Annotated in this window: 21 protein-coding genes; 15 read left to right on the top strand and 6 right to left on the bottom strand. The window is 70.3% G+C overall.

Annotation, left to right across the window (positions count from 1 at the left end):
• The first annotated feature begins 64 nt into the window (after window positions 1-64).
• From HCA58_RS23950 to HCA58_RS02290, 3 genes are all read left to right on the top strand, one after another.
• Window positions 65-142 (top strand): Ms5788A family Cys-rich leader peptide, encoded by a 78-nt coding sequence (locus HCA58_RS23950; protein ID WP_311202345.1) that lies wholly within the window; start codon window positions 65-67, stop codon window positions 140-142.
• Between the two features lie 211 nt (window positions 143-353).
• A complete protein-coding gene (locus tag HCA58_RS02295; RefSeq protein ID WP_169596026.1) occupies window positions 354-1,202 on the top strand; it encodes a sulfurtransferase in 849 nt (282 codons plus the stop codon).
• Between the two features lies 1 nt (window position 1,203).
• Entirely contained in the window at window positions 1,204-1,539 is a 336-nt protein-coding gene (locus HCA58_RS02290) for a DUF1416 domain-containing protein (RefSeq protein ID WP_169596025.1), read from the top strand.
• Between the two features lie 61 nt (window positions 1,540-1,600).
• Here HCA58_RS02290 and HCA58_RS02285 read toward each other — a convergent pair whose 3' ends face one another.
• Window positions 1,601-5,971 (bottom strand): S8 family serine peptidase, encoded by a 4,371-nt coding sequence (locus HCA58_RS02285; RefSeq protein WP_169596024.1) that lies wholly within the window; start codon window positions 5,969-5,971, stop codon window positions 1,601-1,603.
• Window positions 5,972-6,257: 286 nt separating this feature from the next.
• On the opposite strand from HCA58_RS02285, the gene HCA58_RS02280 reads away from it, so the two are divergent.
• Entirely contained in the window at window positions 6,258-6,797 is a 540-nt protein-coding gene (locus HCA58_RS02280) for a winged helix-turn-helix domain-containing protein (protein ID WP_169596023.1), read from the top strand.
• A 12-nt stretch (window positions 6,798-6,809) separates the two neighbouring features.
• Window positions 6,810-7,670 carry a hypothetical protein gene (locus HCA58_RS02275; RefSeq protein ID WP_346775849.1) on the top strand — a complete coding sequence of 287 codons (861 nt, stop codon included), beginning with the start codon at window positions 6,810-6,812 and terminating at the stop codon, window positions 7,668-7,670.
• A 32-nt stretch (window positions 7,671-7,702) separates the two neighbouring features.
• On the opposite strand, the gene HCA58_RS02270 is transcribed toward HCA58_RS02275, so the two are convergent.
• From HCA58_RS02270 to HCA58_RS02260, 3 genes are all read right to left on the bottom strand, one after another.
• Window positions 7,703-9,754: a glycogen debranching N-terminal domain-containing protein gene (locus HCA58_RS02270; protein WP_169596022.1), complete on the bottom strand. Its 2,052-nt coding sequence runs from the start codon at window positions 9,752-9,754 to the stop codon at window positions 7,703-7,705.
• Window positions 9,751-10,131 carry an SCP2 sterol-binding domain-containing protein gene (locus HCA58_RS02265; RefSeq protein WP_169596021.1) on the bottom strand — a complete coding sequence of 127 codons (381 nt, stop codon included), beginning with the start codon at window positions 10,129-10,131 and terminating at the stop codon, window positions 9,751-9,753. Before HCA58_RS02265 ends, HCA58_RS02270 begins: the two co-directional genes overlap by 4 nt.
• 74 nt (window positions 10,132-10,205) lie before the next feature.
• Complete coding sequence (locus HCA58_RS02260; protein WP_169596020.1) at window positions 10,206-10,568, bottom strand: DsrE family protein; 363 nt, start codon at window positions 10,566-10,568, stop codon at window positions 10,206-10,208.
• 23 nt (window positions 10,569-10,591) lie between these two features.
• Between HCA58_RS02260 and mtfM the strand changes: the two genes are divergently transcribed.
• Both mtfM and HCA58_RS02255 read left to right on the top strand, forming a co-directional pair.
• Window positions 10,592-10,696, top strand: a complete 105-nt coding sequence (gene mtfM / locus HCA58_RS23795; RefSeq protein ID WP_277351194.1) for a small membrane protein MtfM — start codon at window positions 10,592-10,594, stop codon at window positions 10,694-10,696.
• A gap of 175 nt (window positions 10,697-10,871) precedes the next feature.
• Entirely contained in the window at window positions 10,872-11,465 is a 594-nt protein-coding gene (locus tag HCA58_RS02255; protein WP_169596019.1) for an FABP family protein, read from the top strand.
• A 65-nt stretch (window positions 11,466-11,530) separates the two neighbouring features.
• Here the strand turns inward: HCA58_RS02255 and HCA58_RS02250 are convergent, their stop codons facing one another.
• On the bottom strand, window positions 11,531-12,379 hold the full coding sequence (locus HCA58_RS02250; RefSeq protein ID WP_169596018.1) for an aminotransferase class IV: 849 nt from the start codon (window positions 12,377-12,379) through the stop codon (window positions 11,531-11,533).
• A 66-nt stretch (window positions 12,380-12,445) separates the two neighbouring features.
• Here HCA58_RS02250 and HCA58_RS02245 point away from each other — a divergent pair, with 66 nt between their 5' ends.
• The 4 genes from HCA58_RS02245 (at window position 12,446) to HCA58_RS02230 (ending at window position 15,996) form a co-directional block, all read left to right on the top strand.
• A complete protein-coding gene (locus tag HCA58_RS02245) occupies window positions 12,446-12,874 on the top strand; it encodes a Fur family transcriptional regulator (RefSeq protein ID WP_169596017.1) in 429 nt (142 codons plus the stop codon).
• Window positions 12,871-13,983: a folate-binding protein YgfZ gene (locus HCA58_RS02240; protein ID WP_169596016.1), complete on the top strand. Its 1,113-nt coding sequence runs from the start codon at window positions 12,871-12,873 to the stop codon at window positions 13,981-13,983. Before HCA58_RS02245 ends, HCA58_RS02240 begins: the two co-directional genes overlap by 4 nt.
• Before the next feature lie 132 nt (window positions 13,984-14,115).
• Window positions 14,116-14,943, top strand: a complete 828-nt coding sequence (locus HCA58_RS02235; RefSeq protein ID WP_169596015.1) for a 3-keto-5-aminohexanoate cleavage protein — start codon at window positions 14,116-14,118, stop codon at window positions 14,941-14,943.
• A gap of 99 nt (window positions 14,944-15,042) precedes the next feature.
• Window positions 15,043-15,996, top strand: coding sequence for an asparaginase (locus HCA58_RS02230; RefSeq protein ID WP_169596175.1), 954 nt, complete (start codon window positions 15,043-15,045; stop codon window positions 15,994-15,996).
• Between the two features lie 115 nt (window positions 15,997-16,111).
• Here the strand turns inward: HCA58_RS02230 and HCA58_RS02225 are convergent, their stop codons facing one another.
• Window positions 16,112-16,909 (bottom strand): alpha/beta hydrolase, encoded by a 798-nt coding sequence (locus HCA58_RS02225; protein ID WP_169596014.1) that lies wholly within the window; start codon window positions 16,907-16,909, stop codon window positions 16,112-16,114.
• 112 nt (window positions 16,910-17,021) lie between these two features.
• On the opposite strand from HCA58_RS02225, the gene HCA58_RS02220 reads away from it, so the two are divergent.
• The 4 genes from HCA58_RS02220 to HCA58_RS02205 all read left to right on the top strand — a co-directional run bounded on the left by HCA58_RS02220 (window position 17,022) and on the right by HCA58_RS02205 (window position 19,728).
• On the top strand, window positions 17,022-17,675 hold the full coding sequence (locus tag HCA58_RS02220; protein ID WP_169596013.1) for a helix-turn-helix transcriptional regulator: 654 nt from the start codon (window positions 17,022-17,024) through the stop codon (window positions 17,673-17,675).
• A complete protein-coding gene (locus tag HCA58_RS02215; RefSeq protein WP_169596012.1) occupies window positions 17,672-18,460 on the top strand; it encodes a hypothetical protein in 789 nt (262 codons plus the stop codon). Before HCA58_RS02220 ends, HCA58_RS02215 begins: the two co-directional genes overlap by 4 nt.
• Before the next feature lie 69 nt (window positions 18,461-18,529).
• Entirely contained in the window at window positions 18,530-18,844 is a 315-nt protein-coding gene (locus tag HCA58_RS02210; RefSeq protein WP_169596011.1) for a DUF2516 family protein, read from the top strand.
• Window positions 18,841-19,728 carry an alpha/beta hydrolase gene (locus HCA58_RS02205; protein WP_169596010.1) on the top strand — a complete coding sequence of 296 codons (888 nt, stop codon included), beginning with the start codon at window positions 18,841-18,843 and terminating at the stop codon, window positions 19,726-19,728. The genes HCA58_RS02210 and HCA58_RS02205 overlap by 4 nt, the downstream gene beginning before the upstream one ends.
• Window positions 19,729-19,821: the final 93 nt, after the last annotated feature.

Raw genomic sequence — 19,821 nt, 5'->3', positions numbered from 1 at the left:
CCGGCATCCCGGATGCTGGTCGGTCCGGTAGAGATACCTGGGATCGCTGGTAGGCTCCCTGCTCATGGGGACGCTCCTCACCAAACGGCGCGCGGTCGACCTGTGCCGCGTGGCCACCTGCCTGTGTCGCCCCGTCATCTGACGGCGGGGCTGACTCGGGCCGCCTAGCGGCCAAGGCACTCGGGGCACGCGTACCTCGTTCCCGGTGCACCCCACCGGACGCCCGGCAGCGGCGCCGTCGCACGAACCCGTGATCCGTTCCGAGCTATGGGTCCCGCGCGTGGTGCGACAAGCTCACATCCCACGAAAACCGCGCGCTGGCTCACCATCCATCCTCACCAGGGAGTGATCTGATGAGTCGCGACACCGCACTCGTATCGGCCGAGTGGGCCGAGAAGAACCTCGACGCCCCGGGCGTCGTCTTCGTCGAGGTCGACGAAGACACCTCGGCCTACGACTCCGGCCACATCGCCGGGGCCATCAAGCTGGACTGGAAGACCGACCTCCAGGATCCGATCCGCCGGGATTTCGTCAACAAGACCCAGTTCGAGGCGCTGCTGTCCGAGCGGGGCATCAGCAACGACGACACCGTCATCCTCTACGGCGGCAACAACAACTGGTTCGCCGCGTACGCGTACTGGTACTTCAAGCTCTACGGCCACCGCGACGTCAAGCTGCTGGACGGCGGTCGCAAGAAGTGGGAGCTGGACGCCCGCCCCCTGGTCACCGACGCCGTCACCCGCCCGACCACGCAGTACGCCGCCAGCGAGCCGGACACCAGCATCCGGGCCTTCCGTGACGAGGTCGTAGACGCGATCGGCACCAAAAACCTGGTCGATGTCCGCAGCCCCGACGAGTACGCCGGTCGTCTGCTCGCCCCCGCCCACCTGCCGCAGGAACAGGCGCAGCGTGGCGGCCACATCCCGACCGCAATCAGCGTGCCGTGGTCCAAGGCGGCGAACGAGGACGGCACCTTCAAGTCCGACGACGAGCTACGCAAGATCTACGGCGAGGCCGGGCTGGACGACAGCAAGCAGACCATCGCCTACTGCCGCATCGGCGAGCGTTCCTCGCACACCTGGTTCGTGCTCCAGGAACTGCTCGGCCACCGCAACGTGAAGAACTACGACGGATCGTGGACCGAGTACGGCTCGCTCGTCGGTGTACCGGTGGCGCTCGGCGACGAGCCGGGGGAGGCCTGAGATGACCGCACCCACCGCAGCAAGCACCACCGCCGGCTGCGCGGCCCCCGATCAGGCCGCTCCGCTGCCTGCCGGCCTCGACCTGGAACGGGAGACCGTCATCACGGGTGTCGTCCGCTCAGGGGCGGGCGAGGCGGTGCCGGGCGCGTACGTCCGGCTGCTCGACTCGACAGGTGAGTTCACCGCCGAGGTGGTGACCTCGGCGGCCGGTCAGTTCCGCTTCTTCGCCGCGCCGGGCGACTGGACCCTGCGGGCGCTCTCCCGCCAGGGCAACGGGGACACCACGGTGACCGCCAATCGTGGCATCAACGAGGTAGCAGTCACCGTCACCGACTGAGCACGACGCTCTGATCACCCGGTGGCCCGCGTCCCCGTCTGGGCGCGGGCCACCGGGAGGATCAGATGCCGGTGGCTCTGGTGCAGGTGGAGGCCGGAGTCAAGGCGAAGTCGAGCGTGCCGACGATGCCCGCCTCGATGCGATGGCGCTTCACCTGCGGCACCCAGCCGTCCTTGGCCACGATCACCTCGTAGCGACCCTTCGGCAGCCACCAGGCGTAGCGACCGTTGGCTTCGGCGGTCAGCGTGGTGCCGGTGCCGGCCGAGATCAGGTTCACCCGTACCGTCGCCGGGATGCCGACGGTCACACCACCGCAGGTCGTACCGGTGACGCTGCCCATGATCTTGCCCCAGCTGCCCTTCGGTGACACGTTCATCACCACCGAGACCGGGGTGACCGGGTAAGGGCTGTCCGAGGCGGTGGTGAGTTCGCCCGCGTACCGGCCGGGCTGGTCGACGCCCGCCGTCTCGGTGGCGGTGAGGGAGACGGTCACCGTCCTCGACTCACCCGGTGCCAGGGTGAACGTGGTCGGGGAACTACTCAGCCAGGGCAGGTCCCCCTCGGCGGCACAGAGTTCCAGGCCGCCGAGCCGCTCGCTGTCCGCGCTGCCCACGAACGAACTCGGCGATCCGCCGATCTTGTACGCGCCGCAGGTCGCGGCTCCCCGGTACCGACTGAACCGGACGTTGGGCAGGTCACGCCAGGCCCCGGTGACCGGGTCGAAGCCGACCGTACGGTTGGTGACCGCGGTCGACCCGTCGGTCACCCCGCCGGCGAGAACCAGCAGCCCGCCGGCCGCCGCGTACTGCGAGCCCCACAGCTCCAACGGCAGCTCCGGCAGTGGACTCCAACTGTCGGCAGCGGGGTCGTACCGGTAGGCGTCGGTGTACTCGGTGCTGCCCGTGCCGCCGGCACAGTAGACCGAGGCGCCGATCCCACCGCAGGCCAGCCATGACACCGGGTGTGGGTAGGCGGCAGCGGTGCTGAACGATCCGGTTGCCGCGTCGAACACCACGAGTGCGTCGCTGTCCGTGCAGGTGGCGTCGGTACAGCCACCCACCAGGTACGCCTTCCCACCGACTACGGCCGCGCCGGCCGCAGCGACCGGAACCGGGTTCGTCGCGCCCGGCAGTGTGCTCCACGTGCCACTGGCCGGGTCGAAGACGTCGACGGTGGCAACCGGGGCGTCGTCAGCACCCCAGCCGCCGAGCACGTAGAGCTTGCCGCCGATGGCCGCCGTGGCGGGCTTGGAACGCACTGACGGCAGGTCGGGCAGGGCGGTCCAGGCCCCGGGCCCCGGATCGAACGCCCATGCCTTGCGCTCGGTGCCGGTGCCGCCGCCACCGCCGACCGAGTAGATCTTCCCGTCCAACCACGCGGCGGCGTTGTCGTAGATCGCCGCCGGCAGCTTGGCGATGTCGGTCCACGCCTCGTCCTCGACGGCGGCCTGCGGCCCCACCCCGCCGTACGCGGAACCGGTGCGGGCCTTGCTGATCCCCTTCATCTTCTGTTCCCGCAGCGGCGCGCCCTCCCGCTTGAGCAGGTCGAACTGGCCGGCGCGCTCCAGCAGGTCGACGCTTGCGGGCGCGCTGCCGGTGTTGCTGACCGTCACCCGGGTGGTGCGGGTGCTGCCGTACGGCTGATGGGACTCGACCGACGTCGGACTGACCGTCAGACGGCCGGCGAGGAGAGCGAAGTTCGCCCGCTTGACCCGGTCGGCCGTGACCGGCACCTCTTTGGTGACCGACGTGTACGGGCTGCGCCCGGCGGTGAACGGGTGGGTGCCGGTGAGGGTGGAGAAAACCCAGTAGAAGCCGTCCGGCTCGGCCGGGTCCTCGGGCGTGGCCGCCGAGACCGCCCGCTCCCCCTGACGGTGGTCACTGACCACCGTCACGCCGTTGAGCGGGTCACCGGTGTTGCGGTCGGTGGTGGTGCCGACCACCAGCCCACCGGGCACGGGCGAGCACTCCCGGTTCACCACCTCCACGTCGTCCACCTGCCACCACCAGGCGAAGGTGCCCTTGAACCGGAAGCGGACCAGCGCGGAAGCGGCGTTCGCGGCCGGCGCCAGCGACACCTCCTCGACCCGGGGACCACGCCGGCTGGCGGTCTGGTGCCAGACGTTCGTCCAGGTCGACCCACCGTCGGTGGAGACATCGACGTCGGCGGTGTCGCTGATGCCGACGGCCCGCCAGTCGCTGCGGAACCGCAGCACCGGTGCGGCAGTCGTGGACAGGTCGACCGGTGGGGTGACCAGATCGGTGTCCTGCGTGTTACCGGAGCCGAGGTCGTCGCTGTCGATGATCGCGAAAGCGCCGGTACCGCCGGTGAGGTTGTCCCGGGAGCCGGGGTCGTCGAAGACCCAACCGCCGGAGGCGGTGCGGTTCTGCACTCTCCAACCGTCCGGTGCGCTCGTCGCGTCGAAGCTCTCGGTGAGCAGGGGCGTGCCGAACTGTCCCGTGTAGCCGGCGGCGGTGCAGGCCGCGTCCACGGGTACCGCCACGTCGACCTCGGTAGGGTCGTCGCCCACGGCCACCTCACGGGTGACGGTGCGGTAACCCGGGTACCGGGCGGTCACGGTCAGCCGGTACGCGGTGTTGCCGGGCAGGGTGACGGAGTAGCGGCCGGTGACCGGATCGGTGAAGACCGGGTCACCGGGCCGACCCGCGACATCGATCTTGGCGTACAGCGGCCAGCCGTGGCCGGAACCGTCGGTGATCTTTCCGCTCACCGTGACCGCCGGAGTGGCCAACAGCGCGAAGTCCCGGTTCACGGTGCCCCCGTCGGGCACCGTCACCGTCGCCGACTGGTCGGCGTAGCCGTAGGCGCTCACCGAGAGCGTGGTCTCGCCGGCCGGAACGGTGAGCGTGTACTGCCCGTCGGCGCCCGTGGTGGTGCTGCGGGGGCCGTCGGTCACCGTCGCGCCGGACAGCGGATCATCGTCACCGGAGTCGGTGATGGTTCCGGTGACCTGGCCGACCGGCCCGCGCGGCGCGTCCCGTACCGCCGCGTACGCGTCGAGCCGTCCCTCACCGAAGACGTTGTTGTCCTCCGTGGTGCCTCCGCAGGTGGTGGCCTCGACGTCGCGGGCCGTACGGTCCAGCAGTTCCTCGGTCGCGGTGAGATTCCCGCGTAGTCCGGGTGCCGCCGCCCAGAGCAGAGCCACCGTGCCGGCCACGTGCGGAGCCGCCATCGAGGTGCCGCTGAACGAGGCGTATCCGCCGTTGCCGACGCTGGAACGGACGCTGCTCCCGGGGGCGGCGATGTTGGGCTTCAGCGGATCGGTGCCGGAGCCGCGACCGGAGAAACCGGCGATCACGTTGTTCACGTCGTACGCGCCGACGGCGTACGCGTCGGTGTAGTCGCCGGGTGAGCCGGCGCTGCCACAGGCCGGGCCCTCGTTACCGGAGGAGAAGACGGGGAACATGCCGGCGGCCCGCCAGGCGGCGACGGTCTGCTGGTACCAGGGGTCGCCCCCGTCGCCGCCCCAGGAGTTGTTGACGATGTCGGGCCGCAGGTCCGGCCGGGGGTTCTGGCCGTTGGCGTCGGTGGGGGCGAGCATCCACTGGCCGGCGGCGAGGAGTGCGGCGTCGGAGCAGTTGACCGACGGGCATGCCTTGGCGGCGATCCACTTCGCACCGGGTGCGACACCGATCTGGTTTCCGGCGCCGTCGTCGCCGACCATGGTGCCCATCGTGTGGGTACCGTGATCGTTGTTGTCGCAGGGCGCGGTGCCGGTGCACACGCCGGTCGGGTCGAACCAGTTGTACGCGTGGTCGAAGCTGCCGCCGCCGAGGTTGCCCCGGTAGGAGGCTACGAGGGCGGCGTGGTCGTAGCGGACGCCACTGTCGATGTTGGCCACCACGACGTCCTCACCACGGGTACCGAACTCGTCCCAGACCTGAGGTGCGCCGATGTTCGTCAGTCCCCATTCGATGGCGGCGGTGCGTGCCCGCGCGGCCTCGGTCGTGGTGGGCTGGATCAGCGGGTAGCTGCGGCTCGGCTCGATCCGGGCGACCTCGGGTCGGCGGGCGATCTCGTCGAGAAGCGCCTTGTCGCCCTCGACCCGTACCGCGTTGGCTATCCAGTACGCGGTGTGCGGCACCTTAAGCGCGTCGAGCCGGGTACGCAGGCCGCGCTGGGTACGGCTGGCGGTGGTGGTGAGCAGCCGGTGCACCTCTCCGGCCCGGCCGTCCGGGTTACGCATCCGGGCGGCCTGCGCCAACGGCGCGGTCTCGGCCAGGTAGACCAGGAACGGTGCGGTCGGCGTCGTGTCGAGTTGATCGAGCAGTTCCGCGTCGACTGCGGCCCGTTGCTGTACCGGTCGGTCCGGCGCGGCGAGCGCGGGCTGGCCGGTGACGCACAGCACGGCGGCGGTCAGCACCGCAACCGCCCGCCATCGTGGTGACCGGGTGGATGGTCGTGTGAACAAGGTTCCTCCCCACGTCGTCGGCCCGATCTGTTCGGGCCCGCACACCCGCGCACCGCGATGCGGCGGCACGGAGCGGCCGGAGCGATGTGGGTGGCCGGTGGTGGTGCCTCCGCCCGCTGAAAGTCATGCTCTTGCGCTGACCGTCCGTGATCAATGGAACGCGTCGGTCAGTACTCGGTCAGTGACGAGGCGCGATGCTGACCGCTAGTCTGAAACCGACGTCATCGGTGACCGTCACTGGCGATCGGTGGGAGTCGCACTTCAGGGATGTCCCGGGGGAGGCGTCGTGTCCGGTCCAGAGTTTCCGATCCTGGTCTGCGTCAGCTCCGATGCCACCGTCCGGCAACGCGTGGTGCAGCGGCTCGAAGGTGTCGGGCCGGTGGTGATCTGCGCGGATCTCGCCCAACTACGCGCGGTGTTCCCCGCCCCACCGGCAGAGCCGGACGGGTCGGGCGACACGTCCGGCGAACACTCGCCGGAACGGCCGGCCAGCTGGGGTGACCTGGTGGTCGACCGGGTGGGACACCTGGTCACCTGGCGTGGCGCCCCGTTGGGGCTGACCCGCACCGAACGGGAACTGCTGGCCCGGCTGGTGAGCCCGCCGATCACGTTGTGGAGTTACGAACAGTTGTTCGCCTCCGTCTGGGGTGGTGCCTACCTCGGCGACACCGCGATCCTGCACTCGGCGGTGAAGCGGCTGCGCCGCAAGCTGCGGACGCTGCCCGACGGGCCGCAGGTGCAGACCGTGCGCGGCGTCGGCTACCGGTTGAGCGTGCCACCGGAGTCCGGCGACGGCGGTCCCAACGGAAGGTCGCACCAGGCGTGACACGATGGCCGGGTGAGCAACGCCGTCCACCCCGGGTACTCCCCGTCGACCGGTCCCCGGCCACCGGCTGCCGACCCCCGGTGGCCGGCCTGGCTGATCGCGGTGACGGTGGTCTGGGCGGTGCTGCTGGCCGGTCTCACCTGGAGGTCCTCGACCGAGGACCCGCCGACCGTCCGTGAGCAGCGTACCCTCACGCAGGCCGGGCCGGTTGTCGACGGCGCGATCGGTGAACTCGTCGCGGCGGCCAGCGGTGGTGTGCCGGCCCTGACCCCACCCGAGGTCGACCGGGGCTGCCGGATCAGTCCTTTCGCGGACGGAGCGACGCTGACCCGCGCCGTCGATCTCGCCGCGCCCGTGGGCGAGGAACAGGCCCTGTTGGAGCAGATCGCCGACCTGCTGCCCGCACGGTGGCGGGCCGGTGTCCGGCTCACCCCCGAAGGCCCCCGACTACGCGGCGACGCGGGCGAGTTCGTCACCGTGACCGGGCGGCCGGCGACCGACGGTCGGATCCGGCTCACCGTGGACACCGGGTGCCGGCCGGTGGGTGAGGACTACGACAGCGGCGGGTCTGTCCCCGCCGGCCCGGAGACCGCAGTGCTGGCCGAGGCGGTGCGTGCCCTCGACGCCCACGACGGCACCCCCCAGTCGGTGATCGGCGCACCCTGCCCGGGTGGCGGGACGGCCCGTACGATCCGCGCCGTCGTCGACCAGGTGTCAACGGCGCCCCAGGCCGCTCTCGCACCGCTGGCCGGCGGCACGCCGGTGGTGGAGACTCCCGACGTGTACGCCTACCGGCGCGACGGCGTGGCGGTACTCGCCGACTTCCAGCCGGAGCGGATCGTCGTCTCCGCGACGACAGGTTGCGCCGGCTGAACTCTGCCTCGGACTGCCGGGGTGCGCTTCGCTCATTCCGGCCGACTGGGCCCCTTGTCGCGGCTGCGACCCAACGCATCCACCCGGCCCCAGCGGCCACGGATGTCGAGCAGTTCCACCCGGCCCACTCCGGCCGGTACGAACGGGTCGATGATCAGGTGCTCGCCCTGCGGTTCGAGTCCGAGCATCACCCGTAGCAGCAGCAACGGGGTGCCCGCCGACCACGCCTGTGGGCTGCACGCGGTCGGGTACTCCACCGGGTAGTCGGTCAGGTCACGTTCGTAGCCGGCGAAGGCCTCCGGCAGCCGGCCGAGGAAATAGCGCGAGGCCTCGAACATCGACTCGCAGATTCGTCCCGCCTCTTCCCGGAGACCGTACTTCCACAGCCCCCAGGCGATGATGGAGTTGTCGAACGGCCAGACGGTGCCGACGTGGTAGCCGATCGGGTTGTAGCGGCCCTGGTCGTCGGCGAGGGTACGGATTCCCCAGCCGGAGAAGAGCCGGGGGCCGAGGAGGTGCTCGGCGATCCGCCGGGCTCGGGACTCGTCGACGATGCCGCTCCAGAGCAGGTGCCCGATGTTGGAAGTGAGCGCGTCGACCGGGCTTCCGTCGGAGTCCAGCGCCAGTGCGTAGTACTCCTTGTCCGGTAGCCAGAAGTCCCGGTTGAACCGCTCCTTCAGCTCTGCGGCCTCCCGTTCCAGCCGGTCGGCGTAGAGCGGATCGTCCCAGCACAGTCGGGCCAGCCGGGCACCCCGCAGCTTGGCGTCGTACGCGTAGCCCTGCAACTCGCAGGTCGCTCGCGGAAAGCTCGGCAGCCGCCCGTCGGAGTAGCAGATCGCGTCCCAGGAGTCCTTCCAGCACTGGTTTTCGAGGCCGACCTGCGGGCTGCGGGTCTGGTACCAGACGTATCCGGTGCCGAGCAGGTCGCCGTACGTGTCGATCCAGTTCAACGCGGCCCGCGCGGAGAACTCCAGGCGCTTGACCAGCTCGACGTCACTGGTCCACCGCTCGTACTCGTCGAGCAGGATCACGAACAGGGCGGTCGAGTCGGCCGCGCCGTAGTAGGGCGAGTGGGGCTGTTCCTCGAAGCCGGTCGACTCGCCGTAGCGCAACTCGTGCAGGATCTTGCCCGGCTCCTCGTCGCGGAAGTCGTCGACCCGATGGCCCTGAAGCCCCGCCAACATGGTCAACGTCGGTGGGATCAGCTCCGGTACGAACGGCAGTACCTGAAGCGAGGTGAAGATGCTGTCCCGGCCGAACAACGTCATGAACCACGGCAGGCCGGCGGCCATCAGCCGGACGCCGAGCGTGATCGACTCGTACCGCAGCGCGGCCAGGTCGGTCAGGCTGCGCCGGTACGCCAGGACCATTGGTTCGCAGTCGCAGCCCAGCTTCGGCGCCATGGCGACGAACTCGGCGTGTTCTGCCTCGATCGCAGCTGTCGTCCGGCTGCCCGCGAAGGGCAGCACCGAGCGGATGTCCTGACCGCGCGCACCGTAGATGACAACGGTGACCGTCAACCGGGTGGTCCATTCGCCGTGCGGTCCGACCCGGATCGGGAAGGTCATGCCCCGGCGGTCGACCTGGGCGGCCGTGCTGCTCCGGATCGTCGTCTGCCGGTGGAACGCGTCGCGCCGGTAGGTCAGCCGCAGCGAGTCCTCGCCGACCGTTGCGGTGTCGTGCCCCTTCTTGCGCTGGGTGTCCTTGATTTCGAAGATGTCCGCGAAGTCGGCAGCCATCTCCACCCGGACGGTGAAGCTCTTCTCCTGGCCCGAGTGGTTGAGTACGGTCAGTTCCTCGGAGAGATCACCGCTGATCGCCCGATGCCTGATCACTGAGAGCTGCGCGTCCAGAAAGTGGGTCGGTTCGCCCGGCACGAGGAAGTAACGGGTTCGGTGGGACTCCGCGTCGTCGATGGAGAGGGCGTGCAGCCGCTCGCCGTCGATGAGCAGTAACCAGGTGGACAGGAAGCGGGTGTCGAAGGCGAACAGCCCGGTCGGAAAGTCCAGCGAGGGCTCGACGTCGCCCCGGCGGTCACTGACCAGGAACGTGTTGCCGTCGAGGATGCTCACCAGCTCCTTCACCGGGTCCACCTGGCGTGTTCGCGGGCGACCTCGCGGGGGTCCCGGGTGCCGGGTGGGGACGGGAAGAACCGTCGGAAAGCGAGAAACAGCACCACGTCGCCGCTGAAAGCGGTGTCGTTTCGGAACAACGCGGAAATAGCGTGGACTCGCCCTACGATCAGCCGGTCGAAGAGATCCTCGCTGCAGTACCAGGTCGCATCGCTGTGCTCCATCCCCTGGTCGACCTCGACAACTCCCGGACGAATACGGATCAGCCAGTGCTCGGTGCGTTGCCCGTCGGACAGGTCGATCCGTAGCGTCCCCGTGGCCGGAGAGCGGAGGACCTCCGGGGCACGGGCCGGCAGGGCTGCGAAGAACTGCTGGGTGGCCTCGGTCACACCCGAATCGTAGGCATTCGTCCGCCTTGTCGGGCAGGTTCTGTCGGCTTCCCGGTGCGCCTGGCCAGCCGGGTTCAGTAGACGAGCGCCTGCGCTCCCTCAGCCATCGTCTCCTCGACGAAGACGGCAGCTCCGGCTATCCGCACCCCGGGGATGACGTCGCCGGAGTCGATGTCCCGGCGCGCAGCGCACTGGGTGCAGGCCGTCACCGTGCCGGTGGCGAGGATGACGTGCAGCAGTTCGGCCAGCGGGGCCGAGTGGGGAAGTTCGAAGTTCTGCGCCCGGCCGGGCAGCGCGAACCAGGTCGACTCCCCGGTGAGCCAGAGTGAGACGGGTACCCCGGCGGCACCTGCGGTGGCCGCCACGGTGAACGCCTGGGCGCACCGTTCCGGTGCGTCGGCGCCGGCGGTGGCCTTGACGACGAGAGTGCGGGCCATGCCGCCAGCATAGGATGACCCGAATGGTCACCGAGATCGGGTTCGTCAGCCTGCTGGTCGCCGGCCTCGGCGCGCTCGCCGGTGGCCTGGTCTACCTTGCGGTCCGCGTGTCAAGAGGCAAGTGGTGAGCGCGAGGAGTGAGCCGGTGTTGCGAGCCCCGCAGTCGCGAACGAAGGTGATTGTGGTGAGCGCGAGGAGTGAGCCGGTGTTGCGAGCCCCGCAGTCGCGAACGAAGGTGATTGTGGTGAGCGCGAGGAGTGAGCCGGTTTTGCCAGCCCCGCAGTCGCGGACGAAGATGGCGTCGTGAGTGACGACAATCCGTTGGCTCCGCCGCCCTGGCTGAACGCGCCGCCGGTGGAGGCGTACCCCTTCGAGGAGAGCCACGACCTGCGGGTCGGCCCGAAGCTGCATCCCACGCTCGACGGCCTGCTGCCGTACATCGGGGTGTGGCGGGGTCGGGGTCGGGGCGGCTTCCCCAACATCGAGGACTTCGACTTCGCCCAGGAAATCCGGATCAGCCATGACGGGCGGCCGTTTCTGCTCTACGAGTCGCGGGCGTGGATCCTCGACGAGCAGAGCCGTCCGGTGCGTCCGGCGGGCCGGGAGGTCGGCTGGTGGCGTCCGGTACTTGACGGCGACCGCGCCACCGACGAGCTGGAGGCACTGCTGACCACACCCACGGGGGTGATGGAGCTGCATCTCGGCCGGCGCAGGGGCACCCAGGTGGAGTTCGTCACCGACGCGGTGGTGCGTACCTCCACCGCCAAGGAGGTCACCGCCGGGCATCGCCTCTTCGGCATCGTCGAGGGTGCCCTGCTCTACGCGCAGGACATGGCCGCCATGGGTCAGCCGCTGTCTCCGCACCTGTCGGCCCGCCTCGTCCGGGTCGCCGGCTGATCCGCTTCCAACCCGGTCACTCGTAGGCGGGGGTGCGGGCCGCGCCGGCTGCCGCCGGGCCTGGTTCAGGGCAGCGGAAAGCCGAGCAGTTCCCGTAGTGCTCCGGTGTGTGGGCTGGGAGGCAGTCGCGTTCCGTCGAGGGTGTGCACCGCGACCAGGCCGCGGACGGACGAGGTGAGCCACACCCCGTCGACATCGCGCAGCTGCGTCGGGGTGATCATGCGTTCGGCGGCGCCGCAGCCGACCTCGGCGGCGTGTGCGAGAAGCCAGGCGACGGTGGTGCCGGGCAGGATGCCGGTGCGTCGGGCGGGCACCGTGCACAGCGTCTCCCCGGCCAGCCAGACGAGGTTGGCGGTCGGGCCTTCCAGGGCGTACCCGTCGGAGGAGATCCAGAGTACGTCGTCCACGCCGGCCCGGGCTGCCCAGCGCCGGGCGGCGCTGCTCGCCCCGTACGACGTCGACTTGATGCCCGCCGGCAGCCAGTCCAGTTCCGGGCGGGCCTCGGCGGGAACCCCGAGGGAGAGGGTGGCCACACCCACCCCGTCGTGCCGGGCGTACCGGGCCGATGGGGGGACCTCCGACAAGGTGGCGTACACGGTGGGCGAGCCGCCTCCCTCCGGTCCTCGGGTGCAGACCAGCCGGAGGGCGCCTTCCACCTCGACCGGCCAGCCGGCGGCAACTTCGTCGAGCAGTTCGACCAGGGCGGTGTCCGCCGGCAGGGTCAGTTCCACGGCAGCCGCTCCGGTTCGCAGCCGGGCCAGGTGCTCCCGGCGCAGCCAGGGCCGCCCGTCGCGTAGGTGCATGGTCTCGAAGAGCCCGTCGCCGCGTAGTACGCCGAGGTCGTCGCCGCGCAGCACTGGTTCACCGGCCGGCAGCAGCCCGCGACCCAACACTCCGATCCGCGGGGTCATCATGAGGCCCGAGCCTAGTGGCGCTGCTCGTTGTCGGGGGGACGCGTGCGACCGAACTATGATCGGGGGGTGTCCGAATCCTCCCTCGCGGAACTGCTCCGCGCCCGTGGGCTGCGGCTGACGGCGCAGCGACAGCTGATCCTCCAGGCGGTGCTGGACCTGGGGCACGCCACCCCTGAGCAGGTGCACACGGCGGTACGTGAGGTTGCCGCCGGGGTCAACATCACCACCATCTACCGCACGTTGGAGCTGTTGGAACGGCTTGGCTTGGTCACGCACACGCACCTGTCGCACGGATCGCCGACCTACCACGCCGCAGGGGAGGACCAGCACGTGCACCTGGTCTGCCGCGAGTGCGGCGCGATCGACGAGGTGGATCCGGAGCTGCTGCATCCGCTCTCCGACCAGCTGGCCGGTGATCGGGGCTTTCGGGTGGACATCGGCCACGTCTCCTTCTTCGGCTTGTGCGCGCGGTGCGTAGACGGGGAGCATTCATGATCGACATGCCGGGCGCGGTGCTTGTGGAGAGCATCGACGAGTCCAGCCGGGACCAGCCGGAGCCGACGCACACCGCGGCCGGGGTGCGTGGCGTGGCCGCGCACTACGGCGATCCGATGCGCGAACAGCGTCAGCTGGACACCGAGGTCGGCCTGGTGGACCGGTCCCACCGGGGTGTCGTCACGGTGTCGGGTGCGGAGCGCATCTCCTGGCTACACACCCTCACCACCCAGCACCTGGCCGGGTTGGGCCGGTGGCAGGGCACCGAACTGCTCGTACTGTCGCCGCATGGCCGTGTCGAGCAGCACGCCATGGTGGCTGAGGACGGCGACACCGTCTGGCTTGACACCGAGCCGGGGGCGACCGCAGGGCTGCTGACCTACCTGGAGAAGATGCGCTTCTTCAGCCAGGTCGATCCCCGGGACGTCACCGCCGAGCACGCCCTGCTGTCGCTGGTCGGGCCGAAGACCGCCGAGGCGGTGGCTCTGCTCGACGTGCCGCCGCTCGCCGAACCGGACGTGGTGGGGGTGCCCGGTCCTAAGTTCCGGTCGGGTGAGCTGCCCATCCGCCCGACTGCCCGCTACGACGTGCAGCCGCTGCCGCAGGGCGGCTGGGCCCGACGCGGTCCGCTCGGCGTGGACCTGCTGGTTCCCCGGCACGCGATGGACCAGCTGGTCACGCGGCTGTGCGACAACGGGGTGCTCCCGGCCGGGCTGTGGGCGTACGAGGCGGTGCGGGTGGCTGCCCGGCGGGCCCGGGTCGGCGTCGACACCGACCACCGGACGATTCCCGCCGAAGTCGATCTGATCGCCCCGGCTGTGCATCTGGACAAGGGCTGCTACCGGGGGCAGGAGACCGTCGCCCGGGTGCACAACATGGGTCGACCGCCGCGCCGGATGGTGTTGCTGCATCTCGACGGGGTGTCCACGGACCAGCTACCGGTGGCCGGTAGCCCGGTGACTCTGGACGGCCGCACGGTCGGTTTCGTCGGTACTGCGGTGCTTCATCACGAGCTGGGCCAGGTCGCGCTCGCGGTGGTCAAGCGCTCGGTGCCCGACGACGCCGCACTCCGCGTCGGCGACAGCGCCGCCGCCATCGATCCTTCGTAGGGCGTTTGCGGATTCGGCCGACCGGTCGGCGAGGATCCGGGGCCCTGCGCCCGGTCCGCTGATCCGGCGGTCGCCCGGGGTGGCTACCCTGCCGACCCCGCGGCTGGCCGGGGGCGCTCTAGGATCGCCGGCATGACGACAGGGACGTTGATCACAGTTGCCCCCACCGGCGCGGAGTCGGTGAAGACCGAGGTGCCGGCACTGCCGGTGACCCTCGACGAGCTGGTGCTCACTGCGAAGGAGTGCGAGGCGTTGGGCGCCTCCGTGATCCACGTTCACGTCCGCGACGACGAGGCCAGGCCGACCCTGGATCCGGGTCGGCTCCGCGCGACCGTGGCGGCGCTGCGGGAGAGCACCGACCTCATCGTGCAGCTCTCCACCGGGGGCGCGGTCACCGATCCCGAGGCCGACCGGCTCGCCGTGCTGGACGCCGCACCGGACATGGCTTCCTGCACCATGGGTACGGTCAACTTCGGCGACGAGGTCTTCCTCAACCGGTGGGAGTTCGTCGTCGAGCTGCACACCCGGATGCAGGAGCGCGGCATCGTGCCGGAGTACGAGATCTTCGACCTCGGTCACCTCAGCGCCCTGCAACGTCTGCTGGGGCGGTACGGCCTACCGCACGGCGGCCACGTCCACGTCGACTTCGTGATGGGTGTGCCGGGCGGCATGCCGGGCACCACCGCGACGCTCGTCGCTGCCCAGCAGATGCTCCGGGAGCTGCCGGAGGGCACCACGTTCTCGGCGACCGGCATCGGGCGTACCAGCCTTGCGGTGCTGCTCGCCGCGCTGTCGACCGGCGGTCACCTGCGGGTGGGGATGGAGGACACGGTGACGTATGCGAAGGGCCGCCAGGTGGAGTCGAACATGCAGCTGGTTGCTCGTGCGGTCGGCTTCGCCCAGCTCGCCCAACGCCCACCGCTGAACACCGCCGAGGCACGTGTCCTGCTCGGACTGTAAGGAACACTTCGCTCAGCGTTCTTTACGCCGGGTGCTGTGGTTCCTGCTCACCCCGGCGTGGGGTCGATCGAGTGCCTCGGTACCGTCCACGTTGTGGGAATGACGTACGAGGGCGGCGTACCGCTCGCCGAGGTGGTTCGGTCCGGCTTCGTGGAGGGCGTGCACCGGGGCTCGGTGGTCGTGCTCGACAACACCGGCGCGCCGCTGGCCGCCGCGGGTGACGTCACTTCGCCGATCTTCCCACGCTCGGCGAGTAAGCCGATGCAGGCGGTCGGGATGCTCCGCGCCGGGCTGCCGCTCACCGGATCCGCCGATCTGGCAATGGTCGCGGCCAGCCACGCGGGGGAGGAGTTCCACCTGGCCCGGGTCGCTGGGCTGCTCGCGGGGGCCGGGCTCGACGAGGATGCCCTGCACTGCCCGCCGGAGCTGCCGGTCGACGAGCTCGCTCGGGCGGCGGTGCTGCGGGCTGGTGGCGGCCCGACCCGGATACAGATGAACTGCTCCGGAAAGCACGCCGGAATGCTGTTGACCTGCAGCTCGGCCGGTTGGTCCAGGGAGGGCTACTGGTGTGTCGAGCACCCGCTCCAGCGTCGGCTGCGTGACACGGTGGAGGAGTTCACCGGTGAGGCGGTGGTGGCTGTCGGTGTCGACGGCTGCGGCGCTCCCGTGCTGTCCACGTCGTTGACCGGACTGGCCACGGCATACCTGCGGTTGGTCACTGCCGAGGGCGGCACCGGGGCTGGCCTGGTGGCCGATGCGATGCGGGCCCACCCGGAGGTGGTCGGCGGTACGCAGGCAGACGACACCCGGCTGATGCGTGGCGTACCCGGACTGCTGGCGAAGGTCGGCGCGGAGGGTGTCATCGCGACGGTGCTGCCCGGGGTCGGCGCTGTGGCGCTGAAAATCGACGATGGTGCCGGCCGGGCCCGGATGCCGGTCCTGGTCTCGGCCCTGCGCAGGCTGGGCGTCGACGCCCCGGTGCTCACGGAGTTCGCCGAGGCGCCGATCTTCGGCGGCGGCCTCCCCGTTGGCGCCACCCGTTCCCTCTGGTGACCCCACACCCCGGTGCGCTCTTCGTCGATCGGGCAGTTGTGGCGCCCGGAATGGTGCTGTGAGTCGCATCTGCCGTCTACCGCAACTGCATGATCGACGCCGAGGGTGTGGGGTGTCAGGGGAGGAAGGCTAGGAGTTGCTTGTTGATTTCGGTGGGGCGTTCGAGGGGGAGGAGGTGGGCGGCATCGGGTACGTCGGGCAGGCGCACCGCGTGTGGTGCCTCGGCCGCTATGTGATCGGCCAGGTGGCGGATGTCGGGCACGTCCGCCGCGCCGACCGCGACCAGCACGGGCATGGCCAGCTCGGTGAGTCGTCCGATGGCCGGCGGGTCGAGTTCGGCCACGTCCACGGCGCTCAACGCCAACTCGGCGGCCAGCGCACGCTCGTCCATCGCGGTGGCGAAGGCGATCAGCTCGGGGTCGACGTTCGTGGGTTCGCGTTCCGGGCCCACCACCCAGAACCGCACCTCGCCTGCGGCTGCTGCGGCGAAGTCCGCCGGGTCGACGTCGCCGACCAGGTTCTCCCACAGGTCGTTGGTCGCTTCCGACCAGTCGTGCCCGGACACCGCGGTGCCGAGCAGGGCGAGTGCGCTCACCCGGTGCGGGTGGGCGAGTGCGGTGTCGATCGCGACCGCCCCACCGAAGGAGCAGCCGACGAGTGCCGCACTGGCCAGTCCGAGGGCGTCGAGCAGTCCGACCACGTCGTCGTGGTGGGCGAAGGCGGTCGGGGGTAGGTCGGACTCTCCGTACCCGCGCAGATCGAGGTTGATCACCCGGTGGCGGGTAGCGAGCGCGCCGATCTGGTCCCGCCACATCCGGCGGTCGGCGATGCCGGCGTGCAGCAGCACGACGGGCGATCCGGTGCCGGTCTCTTCGTACGCCAGCAGGGCTTCATTTACCTGGATCTTGGTCACCGCAGGACGGTACGGTCGGGCGCGAGCGGTTCGCAAGCCGACGGATGAGACCTCGCTAACTCTGGCTAGCGTTACGCTTGCAGCTGCTAGCAGTGCTGGTTAGTGTTGAGACATGGCCGCTTCCAAGGACCTTCCCGACGTCGGCGGGTTCATACGTGACCTGCGGCGGAACGCCAAGATCTCACTTCGACAACTGGCCGATCAGGCCGGGGTCAGCAATCCCTACCTGAGCCAGATCGAGCGCGGCCTGCGCCGGCCCAGCGCCGAGGTGCTCCAGCAGCTCGCCAGCGCGCTGCGGGTCTCCACCCCGGCGATGTACCTGCGAGCCGGGTTGCTCGACGACAGGGAGGCTCAGGGTGTGCTGGCCGCTATCGCGGTCGACCCGGATCTGACGATGGCCCAGAAACAGTCTTTGACCCAGATATACGAGACATTTCGCCGGGAAAACGCGCGACTGGCCGAGGCCACCGCGACAGCTGCCGAGCCGAGCAACGAGGACCGCACTTCGGCCGGAGGTAACCGGACCGACGGATCCGCCGCGACCGGCACCCTCGACGCGAACGGCCTCACTGCACCCGACGTGGCGAACCTGGCCGCGACCGGACCCACCACCGCGGCGGGTACCCCGACCGAGGCGGTTCTCGAATCGGTCGCCGTGACCGAAGCGGGTCCCGCACCCGCCCCGAACAGCACCCCAGCCAGGAAGGCCGCCCGCACGGTGGTCCGCAAGACCGCGCCTGCGGTCCAGGAGGAGAAGCAGACATGACACAGCCCAGGACCAATCGCATCCCCGCCCCGATCTACGCTGCGGCCGGCGCCGGTGAACTGGCCCTACAGCAGTTGCGCAGACTCCCCGCCGTTGTCGGTGGACTGCGTGACCGAGCGGTCGCCGATGGTGGCAGGGTCGTCAACGAACTCGGTGGCAAAGCCGTCGTCACCGGCTTCGAGCTGCGCCAGAAGGCCAACCACACAATACGTAGTGCAAACCGGACGGCCGGGGCGCTGCGTCAGACGGCCGACCTGAACCGGCTACGCGAGCACGCCGACCTGGCCAAGCTCCGTGAGGCCGCGGATCTCCACAAACTCCGTGCGGCTGCGGACCTGCACCGGCTCCCCGGGGCGACCGAACTTAACAAGCTGCGGGAAGCCGCCGATCTGGACCGACTGCGCGAGTTGGCCACCCGTAACGCCGCGGTGGTCGTCGCCGGTGCCCAGGCCGCGCAGGGGCGGGCGCTCGCCGCGTACGGTGCCTTGGTGGCGCGGGGCGAACGCGTGGTGGGCACCGGCGTGCTGGAGGCAGCGGACACGGTGAACAGCGACATCGAGGCGACCGGCGCCACCACGCCGGTGCGGGCGTCCACGGACACGACCGCCGGGAAGACTCCGCCGGCCGAGGTGCCGAGCCCGGCCGAAGTGGCCGAGATCGTGGAGGCCAAGCCGGCTGCGGTGAAGAAGGCCACCCGCGCGAAGTCGACCACCCGGCAGACCGCCACCAAGCGGACTGACAGCCCGTCGGCGAAGCTGCCCCGAGGCGCCAAGCGGACCCAGTGAGTCAGTAGCCGGCGATCCCGGGCCGTCCTGTCGCCACGGTTTCGGGATCGCCGGCATAAGCTTGCCGTCATGGCCTACGCCGCACCGATCTTCGTCTTCGACGTCCGCTTGGTGATCGATCTGATCCTGTTCGTCTTCGCACTGATCGTGCAGGGGGTGGCTCTCGTGCACGCCGTGACGCAACGGTCCGATGCCTTCCCGGCCGTCGGGACCCTGCCGAAGGGCGGCTGGATCGCGATCCTGGCGGTCACTCTCCTGCTCACCCTGCTCACCCGCGCCACCCTCAGCATCTTCGGGCTGATCGGTGTGGCGGCGGCACTGATCTATCTGCTTGACGTCCGGGTCGGGCTACGCGACCTGGGTGACAACAGAGGGTCCTGGTGAGAGCCTTTCGTTGGCCACCTCCACCGGACGGCGGACCACGCACCTGGGGGCCCGGTCCGGGTGCCCCACGGACCGGGCGACCACCATTGCCCGATCCGGAAACCGAGCTGGTCGCCACACCGCACGGCGTACGACTGGAACGGCTGGTCACCGGCGTCGGTGATCCGGTCACCGTGTTCGCGCACGGGCTGGCCCACGGAATCGCGACCACCCGCCCGTTCGGCAGCGGCGTCGACGGCCGCCGGATTTTCTTCCAGTTTCGCGGCCACGGCCGTTCCGACGCGCCCGACGGACCGTGGAGCTACCTGGACCTGGCCCGTGACCTGCGAGCAATCGCCGACCTGGGCGGTGCTACGCGCGCCTTCGGAGCCAGCCTGGGCGCTGGTGCGCTGTGCCGACTGCTCGCGGAAAGTCCGGAACGGTTCGAGCGTCTCGTCTTCCTTCTTCCCGCCGCGCTCGACCGGCCACGTGGACCGGTCGCCCGGGCTCGGTTGACCGAGCTGTTGTCGGCCGTGCGGAGCGGGGACGCCTCGGCGGTGGCGGAGGCCGTCGCCACCGAACTGCCCCCGGTCGCACGCAACACTCCGGCCGGCTGGGCCTACCTGCGGCAACGGCTGGATCATCTGCTGCGCCACGGCCTCGCCGCCGGGCTCGTCGAGCTGCCGGAGCAGGTTCCGTTACTCGACGCGGGCGTGCTCGCCCAGGTGACCGCACCGGCACTTGTCATCGCCACCGAAGGCGACGACCTGCATCCGGTGGAGGTGGCGGAGGAACTGGCCGCTGCGCTGCCCCGGGCCACCCTGCACCGGTACGACAAGCCGGGTGTCCTCTGGACGGAACGCGCCGATCTGCGTGGCCGCATCTCCGACTTCCTGAACGGGTGAACCCCACCCTCCTCGCCTTCTGCCGCCGCAGCTTGCGAAAAACGGCCCGAGTCGTTGATACCTGCCATCAGGTGTCAGGTATTGATGGCAGCG

Origin of the sequence: Micromonospora sp. HNM0581 (genome assembly GCF_012726175.1) — a bacterium.
Classification (GTDB): domain Bacteria; phylum Actinomycetota; class Actinomycetes; order Mycobacteriales; family Micromonosporaceae; genus Micromonospora.
The sequence above is the reverse complement of the archived record's forward strand: the minus strand, read 5'-3'. Positions and strand labels throughout refer to the sequence as shown.

What these genes read in the sequence shown, in the direction of transcription:
- HCA58_RS02220 (WP_169596013.1), top strand. Translation starts at nt 17,022, where the DNA reads ATGGCCGCTTCCAAGGACCTTCCCGACGTCGGCGGGTTCATACGTGAC.
- HCA58_RS02260 (WP_169596020.1), bottom strand. Translation starts at nt 10,568, where the DNA reads ATGGCCCGCACTCTCGTCGTCAAGGCCACCGCCGGCGCCGACGCACCG.
- HCA58_RS02215 (WP_169596012.1), top strand. Translation starts at nt 17,672, where the DNA reads ATGACACAGCCCAGGACCAATCGCATCCCCGCCCCGATCTACGCTGCG.
- HCA58_RS02235 (WP_169596015.1), top strand. Translation starts at nt 14,116, where the DNA reads ATGACGACAGGGACGTTGATCACAGTTGCCCCCACCGGCGCGGAGTCG.
- HCA58_RS02290 (WP_169596025.1), top strand. Translation starts at nt 1,204, where the DNA reads ATGACCGCACCCACCGCAGCAAGCACCACCGCCGGCTGCGCGGCCCCC.
- HCA58_RS02210 (WP_169596011.1), top strand. Translation starts at nt 18,530, where the DNA reads ATGGCCTACGCCGCACCGATCTTCGTCTTCGACGTCCGCTTGGTGATC.
- HCA58_RS02240 (WP_169596016.1), top strand. Translation starts at nt 12,871, where the DNA reads ATGATCGACATGCCGGGCGCGGTGCTTGTGGAGAGCATCGACGAGTCC.
- HCA58_RS23950 (WP_311202345.1), top strand. Translation starts at nt 65, where the DNA reads ATGGGGACGCTCCTCACCAAACGGCGCGCGGTCGACCTGTGCCGCGTG.
- HCA58_RS02295 (WP_169596026.1), top strand. Translation starts at nt 354, where the DNA reads ATGAGTCGCGACACCGCACTCGTATCGGCCGAGTGGGCCGAGAAGAAC.
- mtfM (WP_277351194.1), top strand. Translation starts at nt 10,592, where the DNA reads ATGGTCACCGAGATCGGGTTCGTCAGCCTGCTGGTCGCCGGCCTCGGC.
- HCA58_RS02230 (WP_169596175.1), top strand. Translation starts at nt 15,043, where the DNA reads ATGACGTACGAGGGCGGCGTACCGCTCGCCGAGGTGGTTCGGTCCGGC.
- HCA58_RS02250 (WP_169596018.1), bottom strand. Translation starts at nt 12,379, where the DNA reads ATGATGACCCCGCGGATCGGAGTGTTGGGTCGCGGGCTGCTGCCGGCC.